Here is a 24361-nt window from a genome sequence, read left to right as displayed (position 1 = left end):
TAAGGGAGTTTTGATGGCTTACTCTGTACAAAAATCGGCGCTGGCAAAGGTCGTCGGGCTGTCTCTGGTCATGATGCTGGCGGCCTGTTCTAACGATCAGCGCTACAAGCGCCAGGTGAGCGGTGATGAGTCTTATCTGCAGGCAACGGAATTGCAGTCGCTGAAGGTGCCCGGTGGCATGATTCTGCCGCTGCAAAACGGGGAGTACGATGTGCCTCCCGATCGCAGCCAGGGCGCCATCGGCAAACAGCTGGACATCCGCCCTCCGGCGCAGCCGCTGGCGCTGATGAACGGCGCCCGTACGCAGTTTGGCGGCAACACCGGCACCCTGCTGATTGACAGCGGTCGGGGCGGCTCGCTGTGGCCGCAGGTGGTGGAAGCGGTGAAAGAGGCCAACTTCCCGGTGGCCGATAAGCAGGACGCCAGCCAGACGCTGACCACCGACTGGGTGCAGTGGAACCGCGCGGATGAAGATAATCAATACCGTGGTCGCTACCAGATAGGCGTACAGCAGCAGGGCTATCAGCAGTCGCTGACGGTGAAACTGCTGCAGCTGCAGCAAAACGGTAACGACATCACTGACCCGGCCCAGCTGCAGCGCTATAACGCGCAGATGCTCAATACCCTGAGCAGCCGCCTGACCACGCTGGCCAGCGCGCGCGACAGTGCGGGGGCCCAGCGCAGCGTCGGCCAGATTGACGTGCAGAGCGGTGCGGACGAGACCGGCCTGCCGAACCTGATCCTGCGCGCGCCGTTCAACACCGTCTGGCAGCGTCTGCCCGCCGCGCTGAACAAGATTGGGATGGAGGTCAAGGACAGCAGCCGTAACAAGGGCAGCCTGTCGGTGAGCTACTCGGCCCCGGGCGAGAGCGGTTGGGATAAGCTGGGAGCTAAAGACCCCGGCCTTGACGACGGTAAATACACCCTGCAGGTCGGCGACCTCGATAACCGCAGCAGCCTGCAGTTTATCGACAGCAAAGGTCGTCCGCTGAGCCAGACGCAGAACGATGCGCTGGTGGCCGTGATGCAGGCGGCGTTAAACTAAGTGTCACCTGACGGGGCCGGAATATTTCGGCCCCGTTTGTTTTTATGCCTCAGGGCCAGTACGTTTTCTATTTGTGTGGAGTTAAACAAGATGCAAAAGCAAGCTGAGTTGTATCGCGGCAAGGCGAAGACCGTATACAGCACCGACAATCCTGATTTGTTGGTACTGGAGTTCCGCAACGATACGTCAGCAGGGGACGGTGCGCGTATTGAACAGTTTGATCGTAAAGGCATGGTGAACAATAAGTTTAACCATTTCATCATGAGCAAGCTGGAAGCCGCCGGGATCCCCACTCAGATGGAAGCGCTGTTGTCTGACAACGAAGCGCTGGTGAAGAAGCTGGAGATGGTGCCGGTGGAGTGCGTGGTGCGTAACCGCGCGGCGGGATCGCTGGTGAAACGCCTTGGCGTGGAAGAGGGGATCGAGCTCTCGCCGCCGCTGTTTGATCTGTTCCTGAAAAACGATGCCATGCACGATCCGATGATCAATGAATCCTACTGTGAGACCTTTGGCTGGGTCAGCCGCGAGCATTTGGCGCGGATGCGTGAGCTGACGTTCAAGGCCAACGACGTGCTGAGCAAGCTGTTTGATGACGCGGGGCTTATCCTTGTGGACTTCAAGCTGGAGTTTGGCCTGTTTAACGGTGAAGTGGTGCTGGGCGACGAGTTCTCGCCGGATGGCGCGCGACTGTGGGACAAAGCGACCATGAACAAAATGGACAAAGATCGTTTCCGCCAGAGTCTGGGCGGCGTGATTGAAGCGTATGAAGAGGTTGCCCAGCGTCTGGGCGTTCAGCTCGACTAACTGCGCAATCGTTTCCCTCACGCCCGTCCGCGTTTGCGGACGGGCGGCTATCCTCTCTTCCCGCGCCGTATTTCTCGCCGTGCGCTCCCGGCATCTGGTGATCGTCCGTCCCGGCAGCTAAAATAACCCGTTACTCTCTATGTTTCCGGCAGGGGCAGGCATTATGCGTTGGCAAGGGCGTCGCGAAAGCGACAATGTGGAAGACCGGCGCGGACAGTCGCCGGGCACCATGGGCGGCGGGCGGATGCGCATTCCACGCGGCAAAGGTGGGCTGATTATCCTCGCGGTGGTGATGGTCGCCGGTTATTACGGCTATGATCTGACGCCGCTGCTGACCGGCGAGGGCGGCGTCAGCCAGGGGCAAAGCGCATCCGCGCCGCGCGCGCCGGCCCGGGATGATGAGGCGGCGAAGTTCACCTCGGTGATCCTCGCCACCACCGAAGATACCTGGCAGAAGCTGTTTACGCAGATGGGCAAACAGTATCAGGCACCAAAGCTGGTGATGTACCGCGGCGCAACCCGCACCGGATGCGGCACCGGCCAGTCGGTGATGGGGCCGTTTTACTGCCCGGCCGATCGCACCGTGTATATCGATCTCGGCTTCTACGATGAAATGAAAACCACCCTGGGCGCCGGCGGCGAGTTTGCGCAGGGCTACGTGATTGCGCATGAAGTCGGGCACCACGTGCAAAAACTGTTGGGCATAGAACCGCGCGTCCGGCAGCTGCAGCAGAACGCCAGTGAAACGCAGGCCAACCAGCTGTCGGTCAAAATGGAGCTGCAGGCCGACTGTTTTGCCGGCGTCTGGGGACATTATATGCAGCAACAGCAGGTGCTCGAGACCGGCGATTTGGAAGACGCGCTGAATGCCGCGCGCGCCATCGGCGACGATCGCCTGCAGCAGCAGAGCCAGGGGCGGGTGGTGCCGGACAGCTTTACCCACGGCACTTCCGCCCAGCGCTACGGCTGGTTTAAGCGCGGCTACGACAGCGGCGATCCCGGGCAGTGCGACACCTTCGCCAGCCGCTGATGGCTCGCCTGGTGACGCTGACTGCCGCGATGGCCGCCGCCGGTCAGCGACGTCTGCTGGTGCTCAGCGGCTCCCCGGCCTGGTGCGCGGCGCGCTGCGCCGACTGGCAGCGCGCGCTGGCGGGTGACTGGTTTCACTGTACGCCGGAGATTGCCGCGCGCACGCTGCTGGGCCGCGAGCTGACCCACGCGGTGTTTCACGCCGCGGAGGGATTTAACGCCGAGGCGTTTGCTGCACTCAGCGGCGCCCTGCGCGCCGGCAGCTGGCTACTGCTCTGCGTTCCTCCCTGGGACGACTGGCCTGCGCGTCCCGATGCGGACAGCCTGCGCTGGAGCGAATCCACCACGCCGCGAGCCACGCCCTGTTTTACTGCTCACCTGCAGCAATGCCTGTGCGCCGATTCGGCGGCGATCGTCTGGCGGGAAGGCGATGCGCTGGCCCTGCCGTCGCCGCCCGCTCCCCGGGCGTGGCAGGCCGCCGCGCAGCGGCAGCAGACCGCGCTGCTGCAACAGCTCAGCCACCTGGGTCACGGGATTGTATCCCTGACGGCACCGCGCGGTCGCGGTAAGTCGGCGCTGGCGGGGAGGCTGGCGCGGCGCTGGGGCGGCCGGGTGGTGATCACCGCGCCCTCGCAGGCGGCAGCGGCGGTAGTGCTGGCCTGGGCCGGCGACGCCGCGTGCTTTATGGCGCCGGATGCGCTACTGGCGGCCCAGGCCGGTGAGGATCCCCCGCCGATTGCGGGGCTGATTATCGATGAGGCCGCGGCCATTCCCACGCCGCTGCTGCAGCGGCTGGTCGCCGTCTGCCCCCGGATATTGATGGCTACCACCGTGCAAGGCTATGAGGGTACCGGCCGCGGTTTTTTACTGAAGTTTTGCGCCTCGCTGCCGGCGGTGCGCCAGTGTACGCTGGATGCGCCGCAGCGCTGGGCGCGCGAGGATCCGCTGGAGCAGTTTACCGCACGGCTGCTGCTGTTTGCCGACCCGCCGTTTCCGGTCAGCGATCGGCCGGTGACCGTGCAGCGGCTGGCCGCAGACGGCTGGCGGCGGGAGCCGGCGCGGATGGCGTCGGCCTATCAGCTGCTCACCAGCGCCCACTACCGCACGACGCCGTTGGATCTGCGACGGATGATGGATGCGCCCGGGCAGCACTTCGCCGTGGCGCATCAGGGAGAGCAGGTGGCAGGCGCGCTGTGGCTGGTGGAGGAGGGGGGGCTGTCAGAGAGACTGGCGCGGGCGGTCTGGGCGGGCTTTCGCCGGCCGAAGGGCAATCTGGTGGCCCAGTCGCTGGCGGCGCACGCCGGCTGGCCGGAGGCCGCCACCCTGCGCGCCCTGCGCATCAGCCGTATCGCGGTTGCTCCCGGGCTGCGCCGCCGCGGCGTCGGCCGGGCGCTGATTGCCGAGGCGCAGCGCGCTGCCGCCGGGCGCGATTATCTGTCGGTCAGCTTTGGCTATACTCCGGCGCTGTGGGCATTCTGGCAGGCCAACAGCTTTCAGCTGGTACGGCTGGGCAGCCAGCGCGAAGCCAGCAGCGGCTGCTACAGCGCGATGGCGGTCAAAGCGCTCAGCGCCGAGGGGAAACGGCTACTGGCGCCGATTAGCGCGCGGCTGCGCGCCACCCTGGGGGCCGACGGGCACGCGCTGTCCGCGGATGCGTGGCCGTTTCCTCCGCGCTGCGGCCTGGAGCTGGATGGGCAAAGCTGGCGTGATTTGGCCAGCTTTGCCTGGGGGCAGCGTCCGCTGGAGTCGGTGCGCGCCGCGCTGCAGGTGCTGCTACAGCACTCCACGCTGCCGCTGCCGCTGCTGCGCGGTGGGCTGCGGCGCGGAGAGGAGAGCGCCGCGCTCTGCCAGCGGCATCGCCTCGCCGGCCGGCGAGGCCTGCTTCAGGCCTGCCGTTGCGAATGCCAGCAGGCGCTGGCGGCGCTGGACGCCGCCCGGGCGCAGCGCTGGCAGCAGCGGCTGGCCGCGCTGCGTGAGGATAATTAGCGGCGGCGGGCGTGCCAGGCCTTGTAATATTTCAGAAAGCTGTAGAGCGTCGCGTACAGGCCGGTGGCCGCGCCGACCCGTCCCTGGCGAAACGCGCCGCTGAACAGATACCATTTAAAAAATGAGCCGATGGCGCTGAATGCCCCCCGCGACAGCGAGGGGCGGATCGTTTTGTAGGTCACCAGCCGGGTCGTGTAGGCGTTGAGCTTGTTGAACATTTCGTGCAGTGAATAGAAGGTGTCGTGGCGCACGGCGCCGGGAATAATGTGCGATCGGCGAAAGCCGACAACCTCATCGTCCACCGGACGATCGTTGAAGTGGGCGCAATGGCGGTTGAACAGACGGGCGGGAAAGTCGGGGGAGGAGACCGGATACAGAGTGCGCACCGCTTCGCCCAGCACATACCACTGCCGGGTCAGCCGCCAGGCGCAGTCGGCATCCGGCGCGTCGCCCTGCTTCAGGCGTAAAATATAGTCGCAGGTGGCGGCATCGAGAATTTCATCGCTGTCGAGACACAGCACCCAGTCGTGGCGGGCGCGGCTAATGGCGACATTCATTTGCTGACCGTGCATGCTAAAAGGATGGTATATCGCTTCGATCCCAAATTGCCGACAAATGTTCAGCGTATTATCGCTACTGCCGGAATCAACGATAATACATTCATCGGCAACCGGAAGCAGCGCCTGTAAAACATCGGCTAACAGGCGTTCGGAATTATGTGTTAATACACATACGGAGAGCTTAAACATGCGACATTATACCTTGTAATAACTATCCCTGTGCGCTGCCGGTAGGCGGCGCCAGCCCGTCGTCAGCGACGGCGGGCTTCCTTAAGCCGCCGGCAGCCGATCGCGTTGATGCGCAGCTGCTCAGGGCGAAGCGGGATTATTCTACAAACGAACGGCGGGCAGCAGTAGTACATCGCGATGGCAATCGCATTAAATAACCATTCTGCGCGCGAACTGCGCAACGGCGGAAAGCGTGACGTGTTCAGGCCCCGGCGGGGCCTGAAAAAAAGAGGCGGGTATTTATTAGGGCTTTTTCTTAGGCCAGTCGTCTTCGTCATCCCATTTATCATTAAAATCGCGGTGCGGCGGCAGATCCGGTTTATTGTCCAGATATTTTTTGGGATCGATGCGTTTCAGATCTTTGATCACGTTGATAAGGATCCCCACCATCAGCACGATCACCAAAATCCACCAGTAATGTTTTAGCCATTCCATCCTGTCTCCTGAGACGCCATCAGGCGATCAGTTGCTCCATAATACGCTGATACATACGGCTCAGCAGTTGCAGATCGGACGCTTTGACGCATTCGTTAATCTTGTGAATGGTCGCGTTGACCGGGCCGAGCTCCACCACCTGGGCCCCCATGCGGGCAATAAAACGGCCGTCTGACGTGCCGCCGGTGGTGAGCAGCGCCGGCCTGATTTCATTATAGTGTTCAACCGCGTTGATTACCGCATCCACCAGCTTGCCGCGTTCGGTCAGGAACGGCTGACCGGACAGGTTCCACTCGAGGGTATAGCGCAGCTGATGCTCCTCCAGCAGCGCCTGCACGTGCGCTTTGATCATTTCGTCGGTCAGTTCGGTGCTGAAGCGGACATTAAACTGTACGAACAGCTCGCCCGGAATCACGTTGTTGCTGCCGGTGCCGGCCTGCAGATTGGCAATTTGCAGGCTGGTCGGCGGAAAGAAATCATTACCCTGGTCCCATTCGATACTGACCAGCTGCTGAATAAAGGCGGCTGCGCGGTGCACCGGATTGTCGGCGAGGTGCGGATAGGCGACGTGCCCCTGCACGCCGTGCACCGTCAGGTTCGCGGTAATTGAACCGCGACGGCCGTTCTTGACCACGTCACCGACCACTTCAGTGCTGGAAGGCTCACCCACCAGGCAGTAATCCAGCCGCTCCTGGCGCGCCATTAATCGCTCGACCACCTTGACGGTGCCGTTAACCGCGCTGGCCTCTTCATCGGAGGTGATTAAAAACGCCAGACGTCCGCGGTGCTGGGGGCAGGCGGCGACAAAGCGCTCGGCCGCGACGACCATGGCCGCCAGTGAACCTTTCATATCCGCCGCGCCGCGTCCGTAGAGGACGCCATCGCGGATGATGGGCTCAAACGGCGGAGTGATCCAGCGGCTAACCTCCCCGGTCGGTACCACGTCGGTGTGTCCGGCAAAGGCCAGCGTTTCGCCTTCGCCGCGCCACGCCCAGACGTTCTGGGTATCACCGATGTGCATCGGTTCGATGGTGAAACCGATCGCCTCCAGTCGGGCAATCAGCAGGGCCTGGCAGCCGGCATCATCCGGGCTCAGGGAAGGGCGGCGGATCAGTTGCTGGGTCAGCTCGATGACCGGACAGTGCATGTTAAGGCGTCTCCTGAAAAAAAGCGTGGTAGCTGGCGTCGTTAAAGCCCAGCAGCATAGTGCCGTCCGCGCCGCAGAGCAACGGACGTTTAATCATCGCCGGATGAGCCAGCATCAGAGCTTTTGCGCGCTCCGCACTGTCAACCGCGGCGCGCTCCGCCTCCGGCAGCTGGCGCCAGGTGGTGCCGCGGGTGTTCAGCAGCGCCTGCCAGCCGAGGACATCGATGGCGCGCTGTAAAAAGTCCGCGTCGAGTCCGTCGCTGCGGTAGTCGTGAAAGCGGTAGTCAATCTGCTCAGTGCGCAGAAAATTACGCGCTTTTTTAATGGTGTCGCAGTTTTTAATGCCATACAGCGTGGCAGGCTGGCGGGACATAGCGGCCTCTTGCAATGGGGAAAAGGGCCCACAGGATAACCTGTCTGGCGACGCGGTCAAACCGCTTACCGCGCATCGCTCAGGTAGCCGCCCTGCTGCAGCCGCGTGAGGGCGGGCCCGTCGGCGTAGACCATCGCGGTGGCCAGTGGCCGACATCCCCAGCGCTGATAAAAAGCGACCTTATCCGGTACCGCGTAGATAAACAGTTTGCTGACCGGGGCGAGGTCGCGGAGGATCGCCTGCATCAGCCGGTCACCGTAGCCGCGCCCCTGGTCGTCCGGGTCGACCACAATATCAGAGACGTAGGCGCTCCAGGTGAAGTCGGTGATGGCGTGGGCGGTGGCGATCAGCCGGTTGTCCTGCCAGCCAAACCAGCGGTACTGGCTGTGTTGATACGATCTTTCCAGCGCATCCGGCGCCCGTTCACCCAGCCCGCCGCGCTGTAGCAGCCGCGCCAGCGCGGGAAGATCGACGTCGAGTGGGTGTTGGTTGGTCTCAGAAATCAATTGCATCAGCGCTCCTGTAGGATCGTGATGGGGGAAGAGAAGCGTGTGAATCCGATCTCAACGTTACAGATTCTTACCCGCCTGTCCAGCGATTGGCGGTGGGCGCCGCCTGAACGCCGCTTCTCCCCTCACTGAGACCGCGGTATACTCGCCCGGCAACACGTGCGAGGAACACAGGATCATGGATACAGAACTGAACACCTGGAAAGCGTTTATCGAGGCGATGCTGCGGCCGTCGCCCGATGAGATAACCACCATCAGCAGCGGCATCGTTGCCCAGGAGCGGGCAGAAACAGCGGCCGCACAGCAGGCAGCCTGACGGCTGCCTGCGGTTATTCCGGCGTTTTTTGCAGTGGAAAGCGGCGGCGTACCAGCATGAAGAACAGCGGCACGAAGAAAATCGCCAGCAGGGTAGCGGCGATCATTCCGCCCATCACTCCGGTACCGACCGCGTGCTGGCTGGCCGAGCCAGCACCGCGGCTGATTGCCATCGGCAGCACGCCAAAGATAAAGGCCAGCGACGTCATCAGGATCGGCCGCAGGCGCTGGCGGCTGGCGAGGCGGGTCGCCTCCAGCAGCCCCAGCCCCCGGGCGTTGAGATCATTGGCAAACTCGACAATCAAGATGGCGTTTTTCGCCGACAGACCGATCACCGTCAGCAGACCCACCTGGAAGTAGACGTCGTTTTCCAGCCCGCGCAGCCAGGTCGCCATCAGTGCCCCCAGTACCCCGAGCGGCACCACCAGCATCACCGAGAAAGGAATCGACCAGCTTTCATACAGGGCGGCCAGGCAGAGAAAGACCACCAGCAGCGAAAGGGCATACAGCGCCGGCGCCTGAGAGCCGCTGAGCCGCTCCTGCAGGGACACGCCGGTCCACTCCAGCCCGAGGTTGCCGGGCAGCCTGGCCACCAGCGCTTCCATCACCTGCATCGCGGTACCGGTGCTGACGCCGGGGGCGGCTTCGCCGACGATCTCCAGTGACGCGTAGCCGTTATAGCGCTCCAGGCGCGGCGAGCCGGTCTCCCAGCGCGAGGTGGCGAAAGCACTGAACGGCACCATATTGCCGCTGTTGTTGCGCACGTACCAGCGGGCAATGTCGTCCGGCAGCATGCGGTATTCCGCCGCCGCCTGCACATACACCTTCTTCACCCTGCCGCGATCCAGAAAGTCATTGACGTAGGTCGAGCCCCAGCCGGTTGTCAAGGTGGCGTTGATGTCGTCAATGTCGACCCCCAGCGCCTGGGCCTTACGCTGATCAATGTCAATGCGCAGCTGCGGGCTGTCATCGAGGCCGTTGTGGCGCACCCGTGAAAGCTCCGGTGAAGCATTGGCCCACTCCAGCAGCCGATCGCGCGCTGCCATCAGCTTGTCGTGACCGATGCCGGCGTGGTCCTGCAGCGCCATATCAAAGCCGGCGGCGCTGCCGAGGCCGCTGATCGCCGGGGGGTTATTCGCGATCACCCGCGCCTCCCTGATCGCCTGGAACGCCTTGCTGGCGCGCGCAATGATAGCGAAGGCGCTGTTGTCCCCGCGGCTGCGCTGGTCCCAGTCCTTTAGCCTGACGAACAGCCGTGCGACGTTCTGTCCGTTACCGCCGGGGCCGGAGCCGACGGTTGCAAACACCGACAGCACGTTGTCTTTCTCTGCCGTCAGATAGTACTGCTCGACTTTTTCCACCACCTTCAGCGTCTGCTGCTGGGTCGCGCCCGGCGGCAGCTGAACCTGGGTCATAAAGACCCCGCGATCTTCCTGCGGTAAAAACGAGGTGGGCAGGCGGATGAACAGAACGGCCATTACCGCAATCAGCAGCAGATAGAGCAGGAGCCAGCGGCCGGCTTTCGCTATCATCCGATCCACACCGCGCGCGTAGCGATCGGCGGTGCGGTTAAAGGTGCGGTTAAACCAGCCAAAAAAGCCGCGGCGTCCGTGATGCTCCCCCTGCGTCAGCGGCCTGAGCAGGGTGGCGCACAGCGCTGGCGTCAGGGTCATGGCCACCAGCACCGACAGCATCATCGCCGATACGATGGTGACCGAGAACTGGCGGTAAATGGCGCCCACGGTCCCGCCAAAAAAGGCCATGGGCACAAACACTGCCGACAGCACCAGCGTGATGCCCACCAGCGCGCCCTGAATTTGTCCCATCGACTTGCGGGTGGCCGCCCGCGGCGACAACCCTTCTTCGCTCATAATGCGCTCGACGTTTTCAACCACCACAATGGCGTCGTCCACCAGTAGCCCGATAGCCAGGACCATCGCGAACATGGTCAGGGTATTGATGCTATAGCCAAAGGCGTAAATCACGCAGAACGTGCCGAGCAGCACCACCGGCACCGCGAGGGTGGGAATCAGCGTGGCGCGAAAGTTTTGTAAAAACAGATACATCACCAGAAAGACCAGCAGCACCGCTTCCAGCAGCGTTTTTACCACGTCGCGAATGGAGGCGGTGACAAACGGCGAGGTTTCATAAGCGACTTTGGCCTCCAGTCCGGGGGGGAAATACTGTGACAGCTCCGCCAGCCGCGCCCGTACCCGCTGGTCGGTCTGCAGCTCGTTAGCGCCGGAGGCCAGCTTTACCCCCAGCCCGGAGGCGGGCTGGCCATTATAGCGCGACAGGTTGTCATATTTTTCGCCGCCCAGCGCCACGTCCGCCACGTCGCCGAGGGTGACCGCCGAGCCGTCGGCGTTGACGCGCAGAGTGATGGCGCGAAACTGCGCCGGCGTCTCCAGCAGCGACTGGGCGTTAATGGTGGCGTTCAGCGCCTGATTGTCGACCGACGGCGTGCCGCCCAGCTGCCCGACGGAAATCTGACTGTTTTGTGAGGTGATGGCGCTGATCACGTCCTGAGTGGTGAGGCGGTAGTTGATCAATTTATTGGGATCGAGCCAGATGCGCATCGCATACTGGGTGCCATAGGCATCGACCTGGCCGACGCCGCTGATGCGGCTAAGCGGGTCCTGAATATTACTGGCGACGTAATCGGCAATATCCTGCTTATTCATGCTGCCGTCGGTGGACACAAAGGCGATCATTAAAATATTGCTGTCGCCGGTTTTGCTGACGGTGACCCCCTGCTGCTGTACCGCCTGTGGCAGCTTGCGCAGGGCGGTTTGCAGCTGATTTTGCACCTGTTGGCGCGCCTCATCGGGATCGGTTCCGGCGGTAAAGCTGAGGGTGATGGTTGCCTGGCCGGTATTGCTGCTCTGAGAAGACATGTACATCAGGTTGTCCAGGCCGGTCATGTTCTGCTCAATCACCTGCGTGACGGTGTTTTCCAGCGTTTGCGCCGACGCCCCGGGATAGTTGGCGGTGATGCGCACGTTCGGCGGCGCCAGGTCCGGATACTGTTCAATGGGCAACGACGAAATGGCCAGAATCCCGGTAAGGCTAAGCAAAATCGCCAGTACCCAGGCAAAAATCGGGCGACCGATAAAGAAATTCGCCATTGAGGTGCTGCTCCTTAACGCTATCCGGGGAAAGAGGTTGGCTAAACGCGGCCTGCACGGCGGCGGACGAGGAGGGCGCACCGTACCGAATTACTGTAGCGGGTGCCGCGTCAGGAATCGTGGAGAAATTGAGGAGAAAATGTAAATTACCGCGCTTAGCGTCGATCGGCGATCCGACGGTCGGGCGCACAAAGGGTTCGCCGCCCTGGTGTACAATCCGCTAACGTGCCAGCGGGGAGGGCACCGTGAGGGGCCGGGAGCGCTACCGGTTAGGTTATCCGGCGTTGCGTGACCCGAGGCGTCCCCTACCGCCTGGCCTGGCCGGCGAGCGCGACAAACCAGCCACGTTGTCGTTACCCTGCCCGCGAGCAGGCGTTTCTGCTGGTCAGATAGCCACCCGTAGCTGAATGCATTCTGTACAGCCCCGGCCACCAGCGCGTTCGCGGCCGATCGCAAGGGGGGAAAAGTCAATTTGTCGCCTCGCCGGCAAAATTTACAAAATATCACTTTTTCCCGCCGCCATTGTTTTGAGTTACTCACGTGTTGAGGTTAGTATTCTTCGCCATTATTTTGGTCCCTGCCAGCACATAATAATCACAGGCAGGGGTATCACCGTCGGCGCGCAAACGATTGGGTGCGCCGGCGCTCCGTTGTGGACAGGCAAAACAGGAACGCGAATGAAAAGTCATAAAAAGTCGGCTGACGCCCAGCGCGCGGCGCGGCGCCGCTGGTTAAACTCCCACGATTCTGGTTATAACAAAGCGATGGACAATCGCCATGTGCAGATGATCGCCATCGGCGGCGCTATCGGCACCGGCTTGTTCCTCGGTGCCGGGGGGCGTTTGCAGGCCGCCGGGCCGGCGCTGGCGCTGGTTTATCTGGTCTGCGGGATTTTCTGCTTCTTTATCCTCCGCGCGTTGGGCGAACTGGTGCTGCACCGCCCTTCAAGCGGCAGCTTTGTCTCCTACTCGCGCGAGTTTCTCGGTGAAAAAGCGGCCTACGTCTGCGGCTGGATGTATTTCGTTAACTGGGCGATGACCGGGATTGTCGATATCACCGCCGTGGCGCTATATATGCACTACTGGGGCGCCTTTGGCGATGTACCACAGTGGGTCTTTGCCCTCGGCGCGCTGGTGCTGGTCGGGACCATGAACATGATCGGCGTACGCTGGTTTGCTGAAATGGAGTTCTGGTTTGCCCTGGTGAAAGTGCTGGCAATCGTGGCCTTTCTGGTGGTGGGGGTGGTGTTCCTCGGCAGCGGCAAGCCGCTGGACGGTAACGCTACCGGCTTCCATCTGATCAGCGATAACGGCGGGATCTTCCCGCACGGCCTGCTGGCCGCGCTGGTGCTAATACAGGGCGTGGTGTTTGCCTTCGCCTCCGTCGAGCTGGTGGGTACCGCCGCCGGCGAATGTAAAGATCCGAAAACCATGCTGCCGAAAGCGATTAACAGCGTTATCTGGCGTATTGGTCTGTTCTACGTCGGCTCTATCGTGCTGCTGGTGCTGCTGCTACCGTGGAACGCCTATCAGGCCGGTCAGAGTCCGTTTGTTACCTTCTTTAGCAAGCTGGGCGTGCCTTACGTCGGCAGCGTGATGAATATCGTGGTGCTCAGCGCGGCGCTCTCCAGCCTGAACTCCGGCCTTTACTCCACCGGCCGCATTTTGCGCTCTATGTCGATGGGCGGTGGCGCACCGAAGTTCATGTCGAAGATGAGCCGCAGTCAGGTTCCTTACATGGGCATCCTGGTGACCTGCGCCATCTACGTGATTGGCGTTTATCTCAACTATATTGTGCCGTCGCAGGTGTTTGAAATCGTGCTAAATATCGCGTCACTGGGCATCATCTCCTCCTGGGCGTTTATCGTGGTCTGCCAGATGCGCCTGCGCAAGGCGATCAAAGAGGGCAAGGCGGACGACGTCAGCTTTAAGCTGCCGGGCGCGCCTTTCACCTCGTGGCTGACGCTGCTGTTTCTCGCCGCGGTGATCGTGCTGATGGCCTTCGATTATCCGAACGGCACCTGGACCGTGGCATCGATTCCGCTGCTGGCGGCGCTGCTGGCGCTGGGCTGGCTGGCGGTGCGCAAGCGCGTCTACGCCGTGGCGCAGACCGAGCATGATGAGGCGCATCACGAAGAGGCGCCGCCGGTGCTGGCGGAAGAGTCACCGCGCGGTTGACGCAGTGCGGGGACCGCCCGGTCCCCGCCGATAGTGTTTTGATCGCGCAGATCGTATGATGGCAGGCTCCTTATTGACTACGGAGCCGCTATGTCAGCCTCAGTCCGCGTGATCAAAAAGAAATGCCTGTCCGAAAACTGGTTCACCCTCTGGAACTACACCTACGAGATCGCTCGCCCCGATGGCAGTGCTTTGCGCCACAAGCGCGAAGTTTACGATCGCGGCAACGGGGCCACTCTGCTGCTCTATAATCGCGAAAAAAACAGCGTGGTGCTGACCCGTCAGTTTCGCATAGCGACCTGGATCAATGGGAATGCCGATGGCATGCTGATTGAGGCCTGCGCCGGCCTGCTGGATAATGACTCGCCGGAAACCTGCATCCGTAAAGAAGCAATAGAAGAGACCGGCTACCGCATTGGTGAAGTGGAAAAGCTGTTTACCGCCTATATGTCTCCCGGCGGCGTTACCGAACAACTGCACTTTTTTGCTGCAGAGTACGCGGCCGATCAGCGCGACAATGCCGGCGGCGGCGTCGACGATGAGGAGATTGAGGTGCTTGAGCTGTCGTTTCCGGAGGCGATGGCGAGGGTAGCGGCCGGCGAGATCGTCGACGGTAAAACCATTATGCTGCTGCAGCACGCGCAGCTGCGCGGCTGGCTCAGACCCTGAGCTGGCGATAGAGCGTGGAAAACGTGCGCGGGACAGTCCGATAAATCCGATTGTAAGCCGCATACGGCCCTTCGATGATGGATGCTCACCTGCGCGGCCCGCCCGCTGCCGGCCCCGGCTCCCGGCGTGCGGCGCCTTAACGACCGTTTTTCCTGCGGGGATATATCGCTGCTATGCCTGACGGAATAAAAGGGCTGCTGCTGACCGCCTTGTTGCTACTGAGCGGCAGCCTGCGTGCCGATCCGCTGCAGACGCTTTTCGGCCACTGGCAGCTGACCTGCACCAACCTGAATGCCTGCGTGGTGCGCAGTGTACCGGGCGACCGCGGTCTGGTCATGACCCTGTCGCGTCAGGCGGGCATCCACGATGCGCCGACGCTGCGCCTCGATTACGGCAGCGCGTTTACCGGCCCGCTGCGCGGCGAAGCGCTGGCCGATACGCTGCTGCTGGATGGCCGCCGGCTGCAGATCGATCTGAAACACTGGCAGGTGCAGCCACACCATCTGCACACCCATCACGCGATTGCCATCAGCGAGTTTCTGGCGCAAATGATGGCCGCCGATAGCCTGCAAATGACCTGGCAGCCCGAGGCGGCCTTCCGGCTGGACGGCCTGGCGGCGGCGCTGGCGGAGCTGGATCGTCAGCAGGGGCGTGCGGGTAGCCTGAGTGCCTGGGTCAGCCGCGGACCGCGCGGGGCCACGGCGCTGGCCCCGATGCCGCGGGCGCCGGAGGTATGGCAGGTGCGTAACGCCGCGCCACCGCTCAGCCCGCAAGAGCGCCGTGGCCTGATAGATTTTGGCAGCTGGCGGGTGAATACCGATGGCTGCTCGCTCGATCCGCTGAGCCGCGCGGTGACGATTGCGCCGCTCACCGCCGCAAAGGCGCTGCTGCTGGTGAGCTGCGAGAAGGGCGCTTACAACACCGTGTCGTTGGGGTGGGAGGTGAGTCGCCGCCCGCCGTACGTTGCCCGAGATATCAGTCTGCGTTTGCCTTTTACCCCGCCCGGACATGGCGATCGCCATCTCGAGTTAATCAATGCCGGTTACGATGCGGTGAGCAGCCAGCTGTCTACCGCCGCCAGCGGTCGCGGACTGGGGGATTGCGGCTGGCGTGCGCGCTGGCAATTCAATGGCAAAACCTTTGTACTGGCCGACTATGCCGCGCAGTCGGCATGTGATAGCTGGCAGGGCAGTCGCGACTGGCCGCCGCTGTGGCAGACCCGCGCGGTCAGCGACTAGCGCAGACGGTGAATCACCTGGTTGCGGCTGCCGCGCCAGATCAGCCCCGGATCGGCCAGATCCTGCTCAAAGCGGCCGTCAATCAGCACGTCCAGCCACGGCAGGATCGCCCGCTGTGCGGCGTTCAGCTCTGCCAGCCGGTAGCCGGTCCACAGCCAAATATCCTGCTGCGGATACGCCTGGCGCACCCGCGTCACCAGCCGCGCAATCTCTGCGACGTTGGCCGGGTGCAGCGGATCGCCGCCGCTCAGTGACAAGCCCTGGCGCGGAATGCGCCGATCCCCCAGATCGGCCAGCAGCCGATCGGCCACTGCCGCGGTAAATGGCCTGCCGGAGTCGATCCGCCAGGTACTCCGGTTATAACAGCCCGGGCAGCGATGCGCGCAGCCGGCAACAAACAGGGTACAGCGCGTGCCCGGGCCGTTGACCACGTCCAGCGGGTAGTAAGCGTGATAGTACATGTCTTCTCCGTTATTCGCCGTGTTTGACCCGCCGCCGTACCTCTTCCTGCTTACCGGGGTTAAAGGGCCGCGCGTCCGGCGCGCCGAGGTAGCCGCAGACCCGGCGAATCACCGAGACCGTGGCGGGATCGCGGTTGCCGCAGCGCGGGCAACTGAACCCTTTGCTGGTGCAGCGAAATTCGCCGCGAAAGCCGCAGGCATGGCAGGCATCGATCGGCAGGTTGGTGCCGTAATAGGGGACGCGCTGGTAGCTATAATCCCAGACATCTTCCAGCGCCTTCAGGTTGTGCGTCAGAGAGGGATACTCGGCGTAGCAAATAAATCCTCCGCTGCACAGCGCCGGATAGGGCTGCTCATAGTCGATTTTATCGAACGGCGAGACCCGTTTGCCGACGTCGAGATGAAAGCTATTGGTGTAGTAGCCCTTATCGGTGACGCCACGCACGTCGCCAAAGGCGGCGCGATCCAGCCGGCAAAAGCGGTCGCACAGACTCTCGCTGGGGGTGGCATACAGGCTGAAGCCGTAGCCGGTCTCGGCCTGCCAGCGGTCGGTGGCCGCGCGAAGATGGCGAACAATTGCCACTCCAAGCTGCTGCCGAGCCGGATCGTCAAACGGATGGATAGCATCACCGCAGAGCGCATTCAGCGTTTCATGCAGACCGATAAAGCCCAGCGACAGGGTGGCGCGTCCGCGAGTAAACAGCGGCGCGATATCGTCATCCGGTCCCAGGCGGACGCCGCAGGCTCCCTCCATATACAAAATGGGCGCCACCCGCGCTTTCACGCCGTTCAGCCGCGCCACGCGGGTCATCAACGCCGCTCTCGCCAGCGGCAGGCGCGCGTCCAGCTGGCGCCAGAACGCAGCCAAATCGCCGTTGGCTTCCAGCGCCAGCCGCGGCAGATTGAGGGTGATCACCCCGAGATTATTGCGTCCCTCGTGCGCTGCCCCGGGGGCGCCCGGTATGTCGCTGAGGAAACTGCGGCAGCCCATCGGCGTTTTAAAGGAACCGGTGACTTCGACCACCCGGTCATAATTAAGGATGTCCGGATAAATACGCTCGCTGGCGCAGCGCAGCGCCAGCTGCTTGATGTCGTAACAGGGATCCTGCGGATGCAGATTGTGGCCGGCCTTCAGCACAAATACCAGCTTGGGAAAGATTGCCGTGCGGCGCTGCTGACCGAGTCCGTCTCGGCGTACCGTCAGGATTGAACGCTGGATCAGTCGCGCCGCCCAGCTGTCGCCGAGACCAAAGCCGAAAGTGACAAACGGCGTCTGACCATTAGCGGTGTGCAGCGTGTTGACCTCATACTCCAGCGCCTGAAAGGCGTCGTAACACTCTTTTTCCGTTTGCGCGCGCGCATAGCCGGCTGCGTCGGTGAGTTGCCAGGCATCGGCGATTGCGCGGTGTTTGGCGAGGCTGGCTTCCACCCACGGCGCCAGCACCTCATCCAGCCGGTTTAGCGTGGTGCCGCCGTAGATGTGGCTGGAAACCTGGGCAATGATTTGCGCGGTCAGTGCGGCGGCGGTGGCGATGGAGCGGGGTGGGGCAATATCCGCATTGCCGAGGCGAAATCCCTCGCGGAGCATGCCGCCTATATCGACCAGCATGCAGTTAAACATCGGAAAGCAAGGCGCGTAATCCAGATCGTGATAGTGAATCTCACCGCGCTGGTGTGCGGTGACGATCTCCGGCGGCAGCAGGTGCTGACAGGCGTATTCGCGCGCCATGATCCCCGCCAGCAGATCGCGCTGGGTGGGAATCGCCTGGCTATCCTTATTGGCATTCTCCGTCAGCAGCGCCGGATGGTTTTGTTCCAGCAGGCCGCGCACCTCGCGCAGCAGGCGCAGGTAGGGGTCAGACATGCGAAAGCTCCTTGTCTACATCATATTGCGGTGTTGGGGTATATTAATACCTGGATGTAGTTGTTGAAGGGAAATAACCGGCCGCAGATTGATGCAGCGCATGGAACCGGAAGGTGGCGTGGCAGCAGGAAGATCGGGCGGGGATTGGCCCCGCCCGGAATCGGTTAGTGTACTGTGAGTAGCCGTTTCGCGTGAGCAACGATGTTGTCGGCGGTAAAACCAAACTCGGCAAACAGCCGATCGGCCGGGGCCGATTCACCGAAGCCGTTCATGCCGACGATGCTGCCGTTCAGGCCGACATACTTGTACCAGTAGTCGGCAATGCCGGCCTCGACCGCCACCCGGGCGGTGACCGAGGAGGGCAGCACCGACTCTCGCCAGGCGACATCCTGCGCATCAAACAGGTCGGTACAGGGCAGGGAGACGACCCGCACCCGATGTCCCTCGGCGCTGAGCGTCTCCGCTGCGTCAAGCGTGATCGCCACTTCTGAACCGGTGGCGATCAGAATCACTTCCGGCGTACCGCCTTCGCTCTCGCGCAGCACGTAGCCGCCGCGGTGAATGTCCCGGAGCTGCGCCGCGCTGCGCGCCGGCTGCGGCAGGTTTTGGCGCGACAGAATCAGCGCGGTCGGACCGTGCTGGCGGGCCACCGCATGCTGCCACGCCACGGCGGTTTCCACCTGATCGCAGGGGCGCCAGACGCTGAGGTTTGGCGTCACCCGCAGACTGGCCAGCTGCTCAACCGGCTGGTGAGTGGGACCGTCTTCTCCCAGACCGATAGAGTCGTGGGTGTAGACCAGCACCTGTCGGGCCTTCATCAGCGCCGCCATGCGCACCGCATTGCGCGCATACTCGACGAACATCAGGAACGTGGCGGTATAAGGAATAAAGCCACCGTGCAGCGCAATGCCGTTACCGATAGCGGTCATGCCAAACTCACGCACGCCGTAGTGCAGATAGTTACCGGCCGGATCGTCCCTCAGCGCGACCGAGCCGGACCACAGGGTCAGGTTGCTGGGCGCAAGATCAGCGGAGCCGCCCAGCAGCTCCGGCAGCAGCTTGCCGTAGCACTCCAGGGTATTTTGTGAGGCCTTACGGCTGGCGATGTTTTGCGGATTTTCCTGCAGCTGCTGGATAAAGGCGTCGGTATCGGCCTGCCAGTTATCCGGCAGCTCCCCCTGCATCCGGCGGGTAAACGACGCGGCCAGCTCGGGCCAGGCCTTGGCGTAAGCAGCGAAGGTAGCGTTCCACGCCTGCTCGCGCTGCTCGCCGGCCGGCCGGGCATCCCACTCGTCATAGACAGCTTTGGGGATCGTAAAGGCCGGGTGGTGCCAGCCCAGCTGCTGGCGGGCCAGCGCCACTTCCTCCTCGCCCAGCGGCGAACCGTGCGCGGCTTCTTTTCCCGCTTTGTTCGGCGAACCGAAGCCGATGGTGGTCCGGCAAATGATCAGCGACGGTTTATCGGTTACCTTTTTCGCCTGCTGAATAGCGTGGCTGATTGCGGTGGGATCGTGGCCGTCAACGTCGCGGATCACGTGCCAGTGGTAGGCTTCAAACCGCTGCGCCGTGTCGTCGGTAAACCAGCCCTCCACATGACCATCGATGGAGATACCGTTGTGATCGTAAAAGCCGATCAGTTTGCCCAGCCCCAGCGTGCCGGCCAGTGCGCAGGCCTCATGGGAGATCCCCTCCATCAGGCAGCCGTCGCCCATAAACACCCAGGTATGGTGATCGACAATCGTATGATCGGGACGATTAAACTGCCCCGCCAGGGTACGCTCGGCGACCGCCATTCCTACCGCGTTAGCCAGCCCCTGTCCCAGCGGGCCGGTGGTGGTTTCTACGCCCGGCGTATAGCCATATTCCGGATGCCCGGGCGTTGCAGAGTGTAGCTGGCGGAAGTTTTTCAGCTCTGCCAGCGGCAGATCGTAACCGGTCAGGTGCAGCAGGCTGTAGAGCAGCATGGACGCATGGCCGTTCGACAGCACAAAGCGGTCGCGATCGGCCCAGTGTGGATTACCGGGATTGTGCTTAAGGTGATCGTGCCACAGCACTTCCGCGATATCGGCCATGCCCATTGGCGCGCCGGGGTGGCCGGAATTGGCTTTCTGTACGGCATCCATGCTTAGGGCGCGGATGGCATTAGCGCGTTCTCTGCGAGATGACATGCATTCTCCTTTCTGGAAAAAAGGCGGGGTTATCCCCGCCGCGATTACAGTTTTGCCGCCAGCATATCTTCCAGCTTCTGCTGGTCGACGGCGAACTGGCGAATACCTTCGGCCAGTTTCTCAACCGCCATCGCGTCCTGATTATGTTCCCAGCGGAACTGCGCTTCATTCAGCGGCGACGGGGCGTTCAATCCCTGCGTAGAGGGCGTAAGCTGGCGTACCACCGGAGCATCGCTGGCCTGCAGCGCCTGCAGCAGGTTTGGCGCAATAGTCAGACGGTCGCAGCCGGCCAGCGCGAGGATCTGCTCGGTCTTACGGAAGCTGGCGCCCATGATAATGGTGTTGTAGCGGTGCGCTTTGTAGTAGTCATAGATCTTGCGCACTGAGACCACGCCCGGATCCTCATCGACGACGTACGGATCGAGCGGTTTGCGGCTGTTATACCAGTCATAAATACGGCCAACGAACGGTGAAATCAGATAGACCCCGGCCTCGGCGCAGGCGCGTGCCTGGGCAAAAGAGAACAGCAGAGTCAGGTTGCATTGGATGCCATTTTTTTCCAGCTCTTCCGCCGCGCGAATCCCTTCCCAAGTGGCGGCCAGTTTGATCAGGATCCGCGACCGATCAATGCCGTTTTCCTCGTACATTCTGACCAGTTTTTCGGCCTTAGTGACGCACATGCCGCGGTCAAATGCGAGGCGCGCATCCACTTCGGTCGACACGCGGCCCGGTACGCTTTTCAGGATCTCCATCCCGAGGTTGATCGCCACTTTGTCGCTGGCATTAATGATCTGCGTCTCTTGGCTGCCACCCTGCTTTTTGGCGTAGGCGATGGCCTCTTCAATCAGGTGTTGGTAGGCGTTGAGGCCGGCAGCTTTCAGAATCAGAGAGGGATTGGTGGTGGCATCTTCGGGATGGTACTGACGGATGGATTCGATATCGCCGCTGTCGGCCACCACGGTGGTGTATTGTTTTAATGCTTCTAACTGATTCATCTTATAACTCCTTGATACACAGTATATTTTTTTTTGGCAAAAGGGAACAATGGCTGGGGTAATACACTGCCTTAGTCGCCAGGCGATGAACATCCGCTTTTTCTGATTGTTGCGAGAGGCGGGCCAGGCGAAACGCGGCGCAGCGGGCAGAGCCGCCGCGCCGGCGGACGCCTGACGTAAGCGTTAAGCCTGGCAGATTTGCCGCCGACTGCTGTGCATTCTGTGTGGTCGGCGCGCGTTCGCGCGGGGCGCGCGCGAAAAGGCGGGGGTCAGGTGCGTCGGGCGTGCTGCTCGTAGTAATCAATCCGTTCGACTTTCGCCTGGGATCCGCCGCCTTCAAACTCACTGGCCAGCCAGGCATTGACGATGTTTTTTGCCAGTTCCGGGCCAATTACCCGCGCGCCGAGGGTCATTACCTGCGCGTTATTACTCTTACGGGCGCGTTCGGCGGAGAAGGTGTCGTGACACTGCGCCGCGCGCACGCCCGGTACTTTATTCGCCACAATCGCCATGCCAATCCCGGTACCGCAAAGCAAAATGCCGCGCGTGACGCTGCCTGCCTGAATGGCGCTGGCGAGCGCAAACGCGACGTCCGGATAGACCGGGCGATCGTTCTGACTATCGTTGCTGTAATCCACCACATCATAGTGCTGTGATTCCAGCAGTTGTTTGATGATATTTTTCAGCTCAATCGCGGCATCATCAGCGCCAATAGCAATTTTTTTCATCATTCACTCCATCAGGCGGTCGTCTGCACGGGGCAGGGAGAAGGGGGCCGATCTGTAGCCTGGCACAGAATCGTTCATATGTTCAAGTGTTGTTCATTTGGTTTTGTGAGTGAGTCGATCCTTCCCGCCATCCGGGCGCTGTGCCGGCCGCTTAACCGCGAGAGCGGACCGTTGTCGTCCTTTTTAACGTTATGATCGCGCTCACGCTTTTATCATCGCCGGGTTGAGCACTGCGCATTTAATCTATTATTGTTCATCTGTGCAATGCGGTGGTTGAACGTCAATGCCGCCTGTCACAGGCCGTCGGGCCGGTGAGCACGTTCCTTTTTACACGGATCCCGGGGATGCCGTGTGTTGCCAACACCAGTGTTTTTTGCGTAAGCCGGGGATCTCCCCGGCGCACCGCGCGACGCCCCGGCACAGGCTGGCCGGTGGGATCCGGTGTTTCATCACGGAGTATTAGCATGTCTCAACCGCAACTCTGGCTGGGCGTCAGCCTGAAAATGTATTTTGGCTATCAGCAAACTCTGAACTGGTGCGAGGCGGTCGCGGCGCTGGCGCGGCGCCATCCGGCGATCCAAAGCGGTAAAGTGGGGCTGTTTGTCTTACCGGCCTTTCCCGCGCTCCCCGCCGTGCTGGCGTGCTTTGCCGATACGCCGGTGCGCGTAGGGGCGCAGAACGTGTGCCACACCGGGCCGGGGGCCTGGACCGGTGAGGTCAGCGCCAGCATGCTGCAGGAGCTGGGGTGCACGCTGGCGGAGATCGGTCATGCCGAGCGGCGACGTCACTTTGCTGAGGATGCCGCGCAGATCGCGGCCAAAGTGGCGCTGTCGCTGCGCCACCGGCTCACGCCGGTGTTGTGCATTGGTGAAGCGCACTCAGGGACACCGGCGCAGGCGATCGCACTGTGCCAGCAGCAGCTGGATGAGGCGCTGGCGGAAACCGTCGGGCAGGGGCTCGGCGGTACCCTGCTGTTTGCCTGGGAGCCGCAGTGGGCGATTGGCGCACCCGCACCGGCTCCGGACAGCTATATCCGCGCGGTCTGCGCCGGACTGCGTCAGCTGCGTCTGCCGGCGGGCATCACGCTGCGCATCATTTACGGCGGCAGCGCCGGACCGGGGCTGATTCAGCGGCTGGGTAGCGATGTGGATGGCCTGTTCCTCGGGCGGTTCGCCCACGATCCCCGGGCGCTGGAAAGCATTGTGGATGAGGCCAGCCAACGGATTGCGGCGGAATAACCCTTATACCGCACTGGCGCAACGCCTGGCGAAACCGGGGAAGGAAGTGATATAACTCCTCCAACGCGCCTGACGTCCTTCAGGCAGCCCGAGGTGAGAACAGGTCAGGATGGAAAAAAATACGCTCTCTCAGGATAGCGAACTGCTCACGGAAATCGCCGTAGCCTACTATCAGGATGAGACTACCCAGGAAGAGATAGCGCAGCGGTTTGGTATTTCACGCATCAAGGTGGGCAGGCTGCTGCGACGCGCGCGCGAAGAGGGAATTGTCGAAATTAACGTGCGCTATCATCCGGTATTCAGTACCCGGCTGGAGCAGCAGCTGCGCGAACGCTTTCCTCAACTGCAGCGCGTGCTTATCGCCCTTGATCACGCCGATGCCGATGAGCAGCGGCGCCAGGTCGCCGGCCTGGTGGCCGCCCATCTGGCGCACAACCTGAGAGATCAATCGGTCGTGGCGGTCGGACAGGGGCGCAACGTGGCGGCAGTCGCCGACCATCCTGGCCAGGTACCGCTGCGTCAGTGCCACTTTATCAGCGGCATCGGCGGTACGCACCGCCCCGGCGATGCGATTAACGCCGACCATATCAGCCGCCGACTGGCGAAAAAATTTGGCGGCAGCAGCGAGACCCTGTATGCCCCCGCCTACGTGGAAAATCGTGCGCTGAAAGACGCCTTTATGCAAAACGGTACCATCAAAGAGACGCTGGATCGCGCCCGCAAGGCCGATCTTGCGCTGGTGGGAATCGGTGACATGAATGAAAGCAGCTACATGGTGAAGCTGGGCTGGTTTACCCCGCACGAAATCATTGATGCCAGCGTCAATCAGGGGGTGACCGGGGATATTGCCGGCTACGACTTCTTTAATGCGCAGGGGCAGCATGTGGATACGGTGATGAACGATCGGGTGATCGGCCTGAGTATGGAAGAGTTGCGCGCGGTCCCCTGCGTGATTGCGGTGGCGGCGGAGAGCAGCAAGGCGATGGCGATCCTCGGTGCGCTGCGCAGCGGCGCCATTGATGTGCTGGCTACCAGCGCGCAAAACGTGCGCACACTGCTGAATCTTACCCAATAAGCCGGACGCCGCGCCACGCCGCGTGGGTTCTGGCCTCGTACGACGTTTTCTGTATCTCAACGCCCCAGCCGTGCGCCGTGCGCCGAGACCGGGGCGCACGCGATGCACTAATTTTCCCGCTGCAGCCCTTTACTGTTTCCCTGAGCGCTGGCTAATGCCGGCGCGGCCATCTCCAGGGACGAATTCATG

General features: G+C 62.1%; 20 protein-coding genes and 1 pseudogene. 10 read left to right on the top strand and 11 right to left on the bottom strand.

The window, feature by feature from the left end; genetic code table 11:
• Nucleotides 1-13 precede the first annotated feature (13 nt).
• From bamC to BS626_RS05760, 4 genes are all read left to right on the top strand, one after another.
• Nucleotides 14-1045 (top strand): outer membrane protein assembly factor BamC, encoded by a 1032-nt coding sequence (gene bamC, locus BS626_RS05775; RefSeq protein WP_075181436.1) that lies wholly within the window; start codon nucleotides 14-16, stop codon nucleotides 1043-1045.
• A 90-nt stretch (nucleotides 1046-1135) separates the two neighbouring features.
• Nucleotides 1136-1849: a phosphoribosylaminoimidazolesuccinocarboxamide synthase gene (gene purC, locus BS626_RS05770; protein ID WP_075181435.1), complete on the top strand. Its 714-nt coding sequence runs from the start codon at nucleotides 1136-1138 to the stop codon at nucleotides 1847-1849.
• Between the two features lie 163 nt (nucleotides 1850-2012).
• Nucleotides 2013-2879 (top strand): neutral zinc metallopeptidase, encoded by an 867-nt coding sequence (locus tag BS626_RS05765; RefSeq protein ID WP_075181434.1) that lies wholly within the window; start codon nucleotides 2013-2015, stop codon nucleotides 2877-2879.
• Nucleotides 2879-4864 (top strand): tRNA(Met) cytidine acetyltransferase TmcA, encoded by a 1986-nt coding sequence (locus BS626_RS05760; RefSeq protein WP_075181433.1) that lies wholly within the window; start codon nucleotides 2879-2881, stop codon nucleotides 4862-4864. The genes BS626_RS05765 and BS626_RS05760 overlap by 1 nt, the downstream gene beginning before the upstream one ends.
• On the opposite strand, the gene BS626_RS05755 is transcribed toward BS626_RS05760, so the two are convergent.
• The 5 genes from BS626_RS05755 to BS626_RS05735 form a co-directional block, all read right to left on the bottom strand.
• Complete coding sequence (locus BS626_RS05755; protein WP_075181432.1) at nucleotides 4861-5613, bottom strand: glycosyltransferase family 2 protein; 753 nt, start codon at nucleotides 5611-5613, stop codon at nucleotides 4861-4863. The genes BS626_RS05760 and BS626_RS05755 overlap by 4 nt on opposite strands.
• Before the next feature lie 282 nt (nucleotides 5614-5895).
• On the bottom strand, nucleotides 5896-6087 hold the full coding sequence (locus tag BS626_RS05750) for a YpfN family protein (RefSeq protein WP_075181431.1): 192 nt from the start codon (nucleotides 6085-6087) through the stop codon (nucleotides 5896-5898).
• Nucleotides 6088-6106: 19 nt separating this feature from the next.
• Nucleotides 6107-7234 (bottom strand): succinyl-diaminopimelate desuccinylase, encoded by a 1128-nt coding sequence (gene dapE / locus BS626_RS05745; protein WP_075181430.1) that lies wholly within the window; start codon nucleotides 7232-7234, stop codon nucleotides 6107-6109.
• 1 nt (nucleotide 7235) lies between these two features.
• Nucleotides 7236-7607, bottom strand: coding sequence for an ArsC family reductase (locus BS626_RS05740; RefSeq protein ID WP_075181429.1), 372 nt, complete (start codon nucleotides 7605-7607; stop codon nucleotides 7236-7238).
• 65 nt (nucleotides 7608-7672) lie between these two features.
• The gene (locus BS626_RS05735; RefSeq protein ID WP_075181428.1) at nucleotides 7673-8119 is read right to left on the bottom strand and encodes a GNAT family N-acetyltransferase; all 447 of its coding nucleotides are present in this window, start codon (nucleotides 8117-8119) and stop codon (nucleotides 7673-7675) included.
• 175 nt (nucleotides 8120-8294) lie between these two features.
• On the opposite strand from BS626_RS05735, the gene BS626_RS18575 reads away from it, so the two are divergent.
• Entirely contained in the window at nucleotides 8295-8432 is a 138-nt protein-coding gene (locus tag BS626_RS18575) for a hypothetical protein (protein ID WP_170870439.1), read from the top strand.
• Between the two features lie 13 nt (nucleotides 8433-8445).
• On the opposite strand, the gene acrD is transcribed toward BS626_RS18575, so the two are convergent.
• Nucleotides 8446-11559, bottom strand: a complete 3114-nt coding sequence (gene acrD / locus BS626_RS05730) for a multidrug efflux RND transporter permease AcrD (protein ID WP_075181427.1) — start codon at nucleotides 11557-11559, stop codon at nucleotides 8446-8448.
• A 677-nt stretch (nucleotides 11560-12236) separates the two neighbouring features.
• Here acrD and ansP point away from each other — a divergent pair.
• From ansP to BS626_RS05715, 3 genes are all read left to right on the top strand, one after another.
• A complete protein-coding gene (gene ansP, locus BS626_RS05725; RefSeq protein ID WP_075181426.1) occupies nucleotides 12237-13736 on the top strand; it encodes an L-asparagine permease in 1500 nt (499 codons plus the stop codon).
• 90 nt (nucleotides 13737-13826) lie between these two features.
• Nucleotides 13827-14405 carry a GDP-mannose pyrophosphatase NudK gene (nudK, locus tag BS626_RS05720; RefSeq protein WP_075181425.1) on the top strand — a complete coding sequence of 193 codons (579 nt, stop codon included), beginning with the start codon at nucleotides 13827-13829 and terminating at the stop codon, nucleotides 14403-14405.
• Nucleotides 14406-14578: 173 nt separating this feature from the next.
• Nucleotides 14579-15643 (top strand): DUF1176 domain-containing protein, encoded by a 1065-nt coding sequence (locus tag BS626_RS05715; protein ID WP_075181424.1) that lies wholly within the window; start codon nucleotides 14579-14581, stop codon nucleotides 15641-15643.
• Here BS626_RS05715 and nrdG read toward each other — a convergent pair.
• The 5 genes and pseudogenes from nrdG to rpiB form a co-directional block, all read right to left on the bottom strand.
• A complete protein-coding gene (gene nrdG / locus BS626_RS05710; RefSeq protein ID WP_075181423.1) occupies nucleotides 15640-16104 on the bottom strand; it encodes an anaerobic ribonucleoside-triphosphate reductase-activating protein in 465 nt (154 codons plus the stop codon). The genes BS626_RS05715 and nrdG overlap by 4 nt on opposite strands.
• Before the next feature lie 10 nt (nucleotides 16105-16114).
• A pseudogene (nrdD, locus tag BS626_RS05705) lies at nucleotides 16115-17950 on the bottom strand (anaerobic ribonucleoside-triphosphate reductase); the annotation flags it as partial.
• Nucleotides 17951-18132: 182 nt separating this feature from the next.
• A complete protein-coding gene (gene tkt, locus BS626_RS05700; protein ID WP_075181422.1) occupies nucleotides 18133-20136 on the bottom strand; it encodes a transketolase in 2004 nt (667 codons plus the stop codon).
• A gap of 44 nt (nucleotides 20137-20180) precedes the next feature.
• A complete protein-coding gene (tal, locus tag BS626_RS05695; protein ID WP_075181421.1) occupies nucleotides 20181-21131 on the bottom strand; it encodes a transaldolase in 951 nt (316 codons plus the stop codon).
• A gap of 269 nt (nucleotides 21132-21400) precedes the next feature.
• Nucleotides 21401-21859 (bottom strand): ribose 5-phosphate isomerase B, encoded by a 459-nt coding sequence (rpiB, locus tag BS626_RS05690; protein WP_075181420.1) that lies wholly within the window; start codon nucleotides 21857-21859, stop codon nucleotides 21401-21403.
• Nucleotides 21860-22323: 464 nt separating this feature from the next.
• Here rpiB and BS626_RS05685 point away from each other — a divergent pair, with 464 nt between their 5' ends.
• Nucleotides 22324-23097 carry a triose-phosphate isomerase family protein gene (locus BS626_RS05685; protein ID WP_075181419.1) on the top strand — a complete coding sequence of 258 codons (774 nt, stop codon included), beginning with the start codon at nucleotides 22324-22326 and terminating at the stop codon, nucleotides 23095-23097.
• A gap of 109 nt (nucleotides 23098-23206) precedes the next feature.
• The gene (locus BS626_RS05680; RefSeq protein ID WP_075181418.1) at nucleotides 23207-24172 is read left to right on the top strand and encodes a sugar-binding transcriptional regulator; all 966 of its coding nucleotides are present in this window, start codon (nucleotides 23207-23209) and stop codon (nucleotides 24170-24172) included.
• Nucleotides 24173-24361 lie beyond the last annotated feature (189 nt).

The sequence above is a fragment of the Pantoea sp. 1.19 genome (assembly GCF_001922585.1).
In the GTDB taxonomy this organism is placed as follows: domain Bacteria; phylum Pseudomonadota; class Gammaproteobacteria; order Enterobacterales; family Enterobacteriaceae; genus 1-19.
Note: the sequence above shows the minus strand (reverse complement) of the source record. Positions and strands in the feature narration are given on the sequence as shown.

Excerpts from the sequence above, each read along its gene's own strand:
- dapE (WP_075181430.1), bottom strand. The coding sequence starts at position 7,234 with ATGCACTGTCCGGTCATCGAGCTGACCCAGCAACTGATCCGCCGCCCT.
- BS626_RS05760 (WP_075181433.1), top strand. The coding sequence starts at position 2,879 with ATGGCTCGCCTGGTGACGCTGACTGCCGCGATGGCCGCCGCCGGTCAG.
- rpiB (WP_075181420.1), bottom strand. The coding sequence starts at position 21,859 with ATGAAAAAAATTGCTATTGGCGCTGATGATGCCGCGATTGAGCTGAAA.
- BS626_RS05735 (WP_075181428.1), bottom strand. The coding sequence starts at position 8,119 with ATGCAATTGATTTCTGAGACCAACCAACACCCACTCGACGTCGATCTT.
- bamC (WP_075181436.1), top strand. The coding sequence starts at position 14 with ATGGCTTACTCTGTACAAAAATCGGCGCTGGCAAAGGTCGTCGGGCTG.
- BS626_RS18575 (WP_170870439.1), top strand. The coding sequence starts at position 8,295 with ATGGATACAGAACTGAACACCTGGAAAGCGTTTATCGAGGCGATGCTG.
- BS626_RS05765 (WP_075181434.1), top strand. The coding sequence starts at position 2,013 with ATGCGTTGGCAAGGGCGTCGCGAAAGCGACAATGTGGAAGACCGGCGC.
- purC (WP_075181435.1), top strand. The coding sequence starts at position 1,136 with ATGCAAAAGCAAGCTGAGTTGTATCGCGGCAAGGCGAAGACCGTATAC.
- nudK (WP_075181425.1), top strand. The coding sequence starts at position 13,827 with ATGTCAGCCTCAGTCCGCGTGATCAAAAAGAAATGCCTGTCCGAAAAC.
- BS626_RS05755 (WP_075181432.1), bottom strand. The coding sequence starts at position 5,613 with ATGTTTAAGCTCTCCGTATGTGTATTAACACATAATTCCGAACGCCTG.
- tal (WP_075181421.1), bottom strand. The coding sequence starts at position 21,131 with ATGAATCAGTTAGAAGCATTAAAACAATACACCACCGTGGTGGCCGAC.
- BS626_RS05750 (WP_075181431.1), bottom strand. The coding sequence starts at position 6,087 with ATGGAATGGCTAAAACATTACTGGTGGATTTTGGTGATCGTGCTGATG.
- BS626_RS05715 (WP_075181424.1), top strand. The coding sequence starts at position 14,579 with ATGCCTGACGGAATAAAAGGGCTGCTGCTGACCGCCTTGTTGCTACTG.
- acrD (WP_075181427.1), bottom strand. The coding sequence starts at position 11,559 with ATGGCGAATTTCTTTATCGGTCGCCCGATTTTTGCCTGGGTACTGGCG.
- BS626_RS05685 (WP_075181419.1), top strand. The coding sequence starts at position 22,324 with ATGTCTCAACCGCAACTCTGGCTGGGCGTCAGCCTGAAAATGTATTTT.
- ansP (WP_075181426.1), top strand. The coding sequence starts at position 12,237 with ATGAAAAGTCATAAAAAGTCGGCTGACGCCCAGCGCGCGGCGCGGCGC.
- tkt (WP_075181422.1), bottom strand. The coding sequence starts at position 20,136 with ATGTCATCTCGCAGAGAACGCGCTAATGCCATCCGCGCCCTAAGCATG.
- nrdG (WP_075181423.1), bottom strand. The coding sequence starts at position 16,104 with ATGTACTATCACGCTTACTACCCGCTGGACGTGGTCAACGGCCCGGGC.
- BS626_RS05740 (WP_075181429.1), bottom strand. The coding sequence starts at position 7,607 with ATGTCCCGCCAGCCTGCCACGCTGTATGGCATTAAAAACTGCGACACC.
- BS626_RS05680 (WP_075181418.1), top strand. The coding sequence starts at position 23,207 with ATGGAAAAAAATACGCTCTCTCAGGATAGCGAACTGCTCACGGAAATC.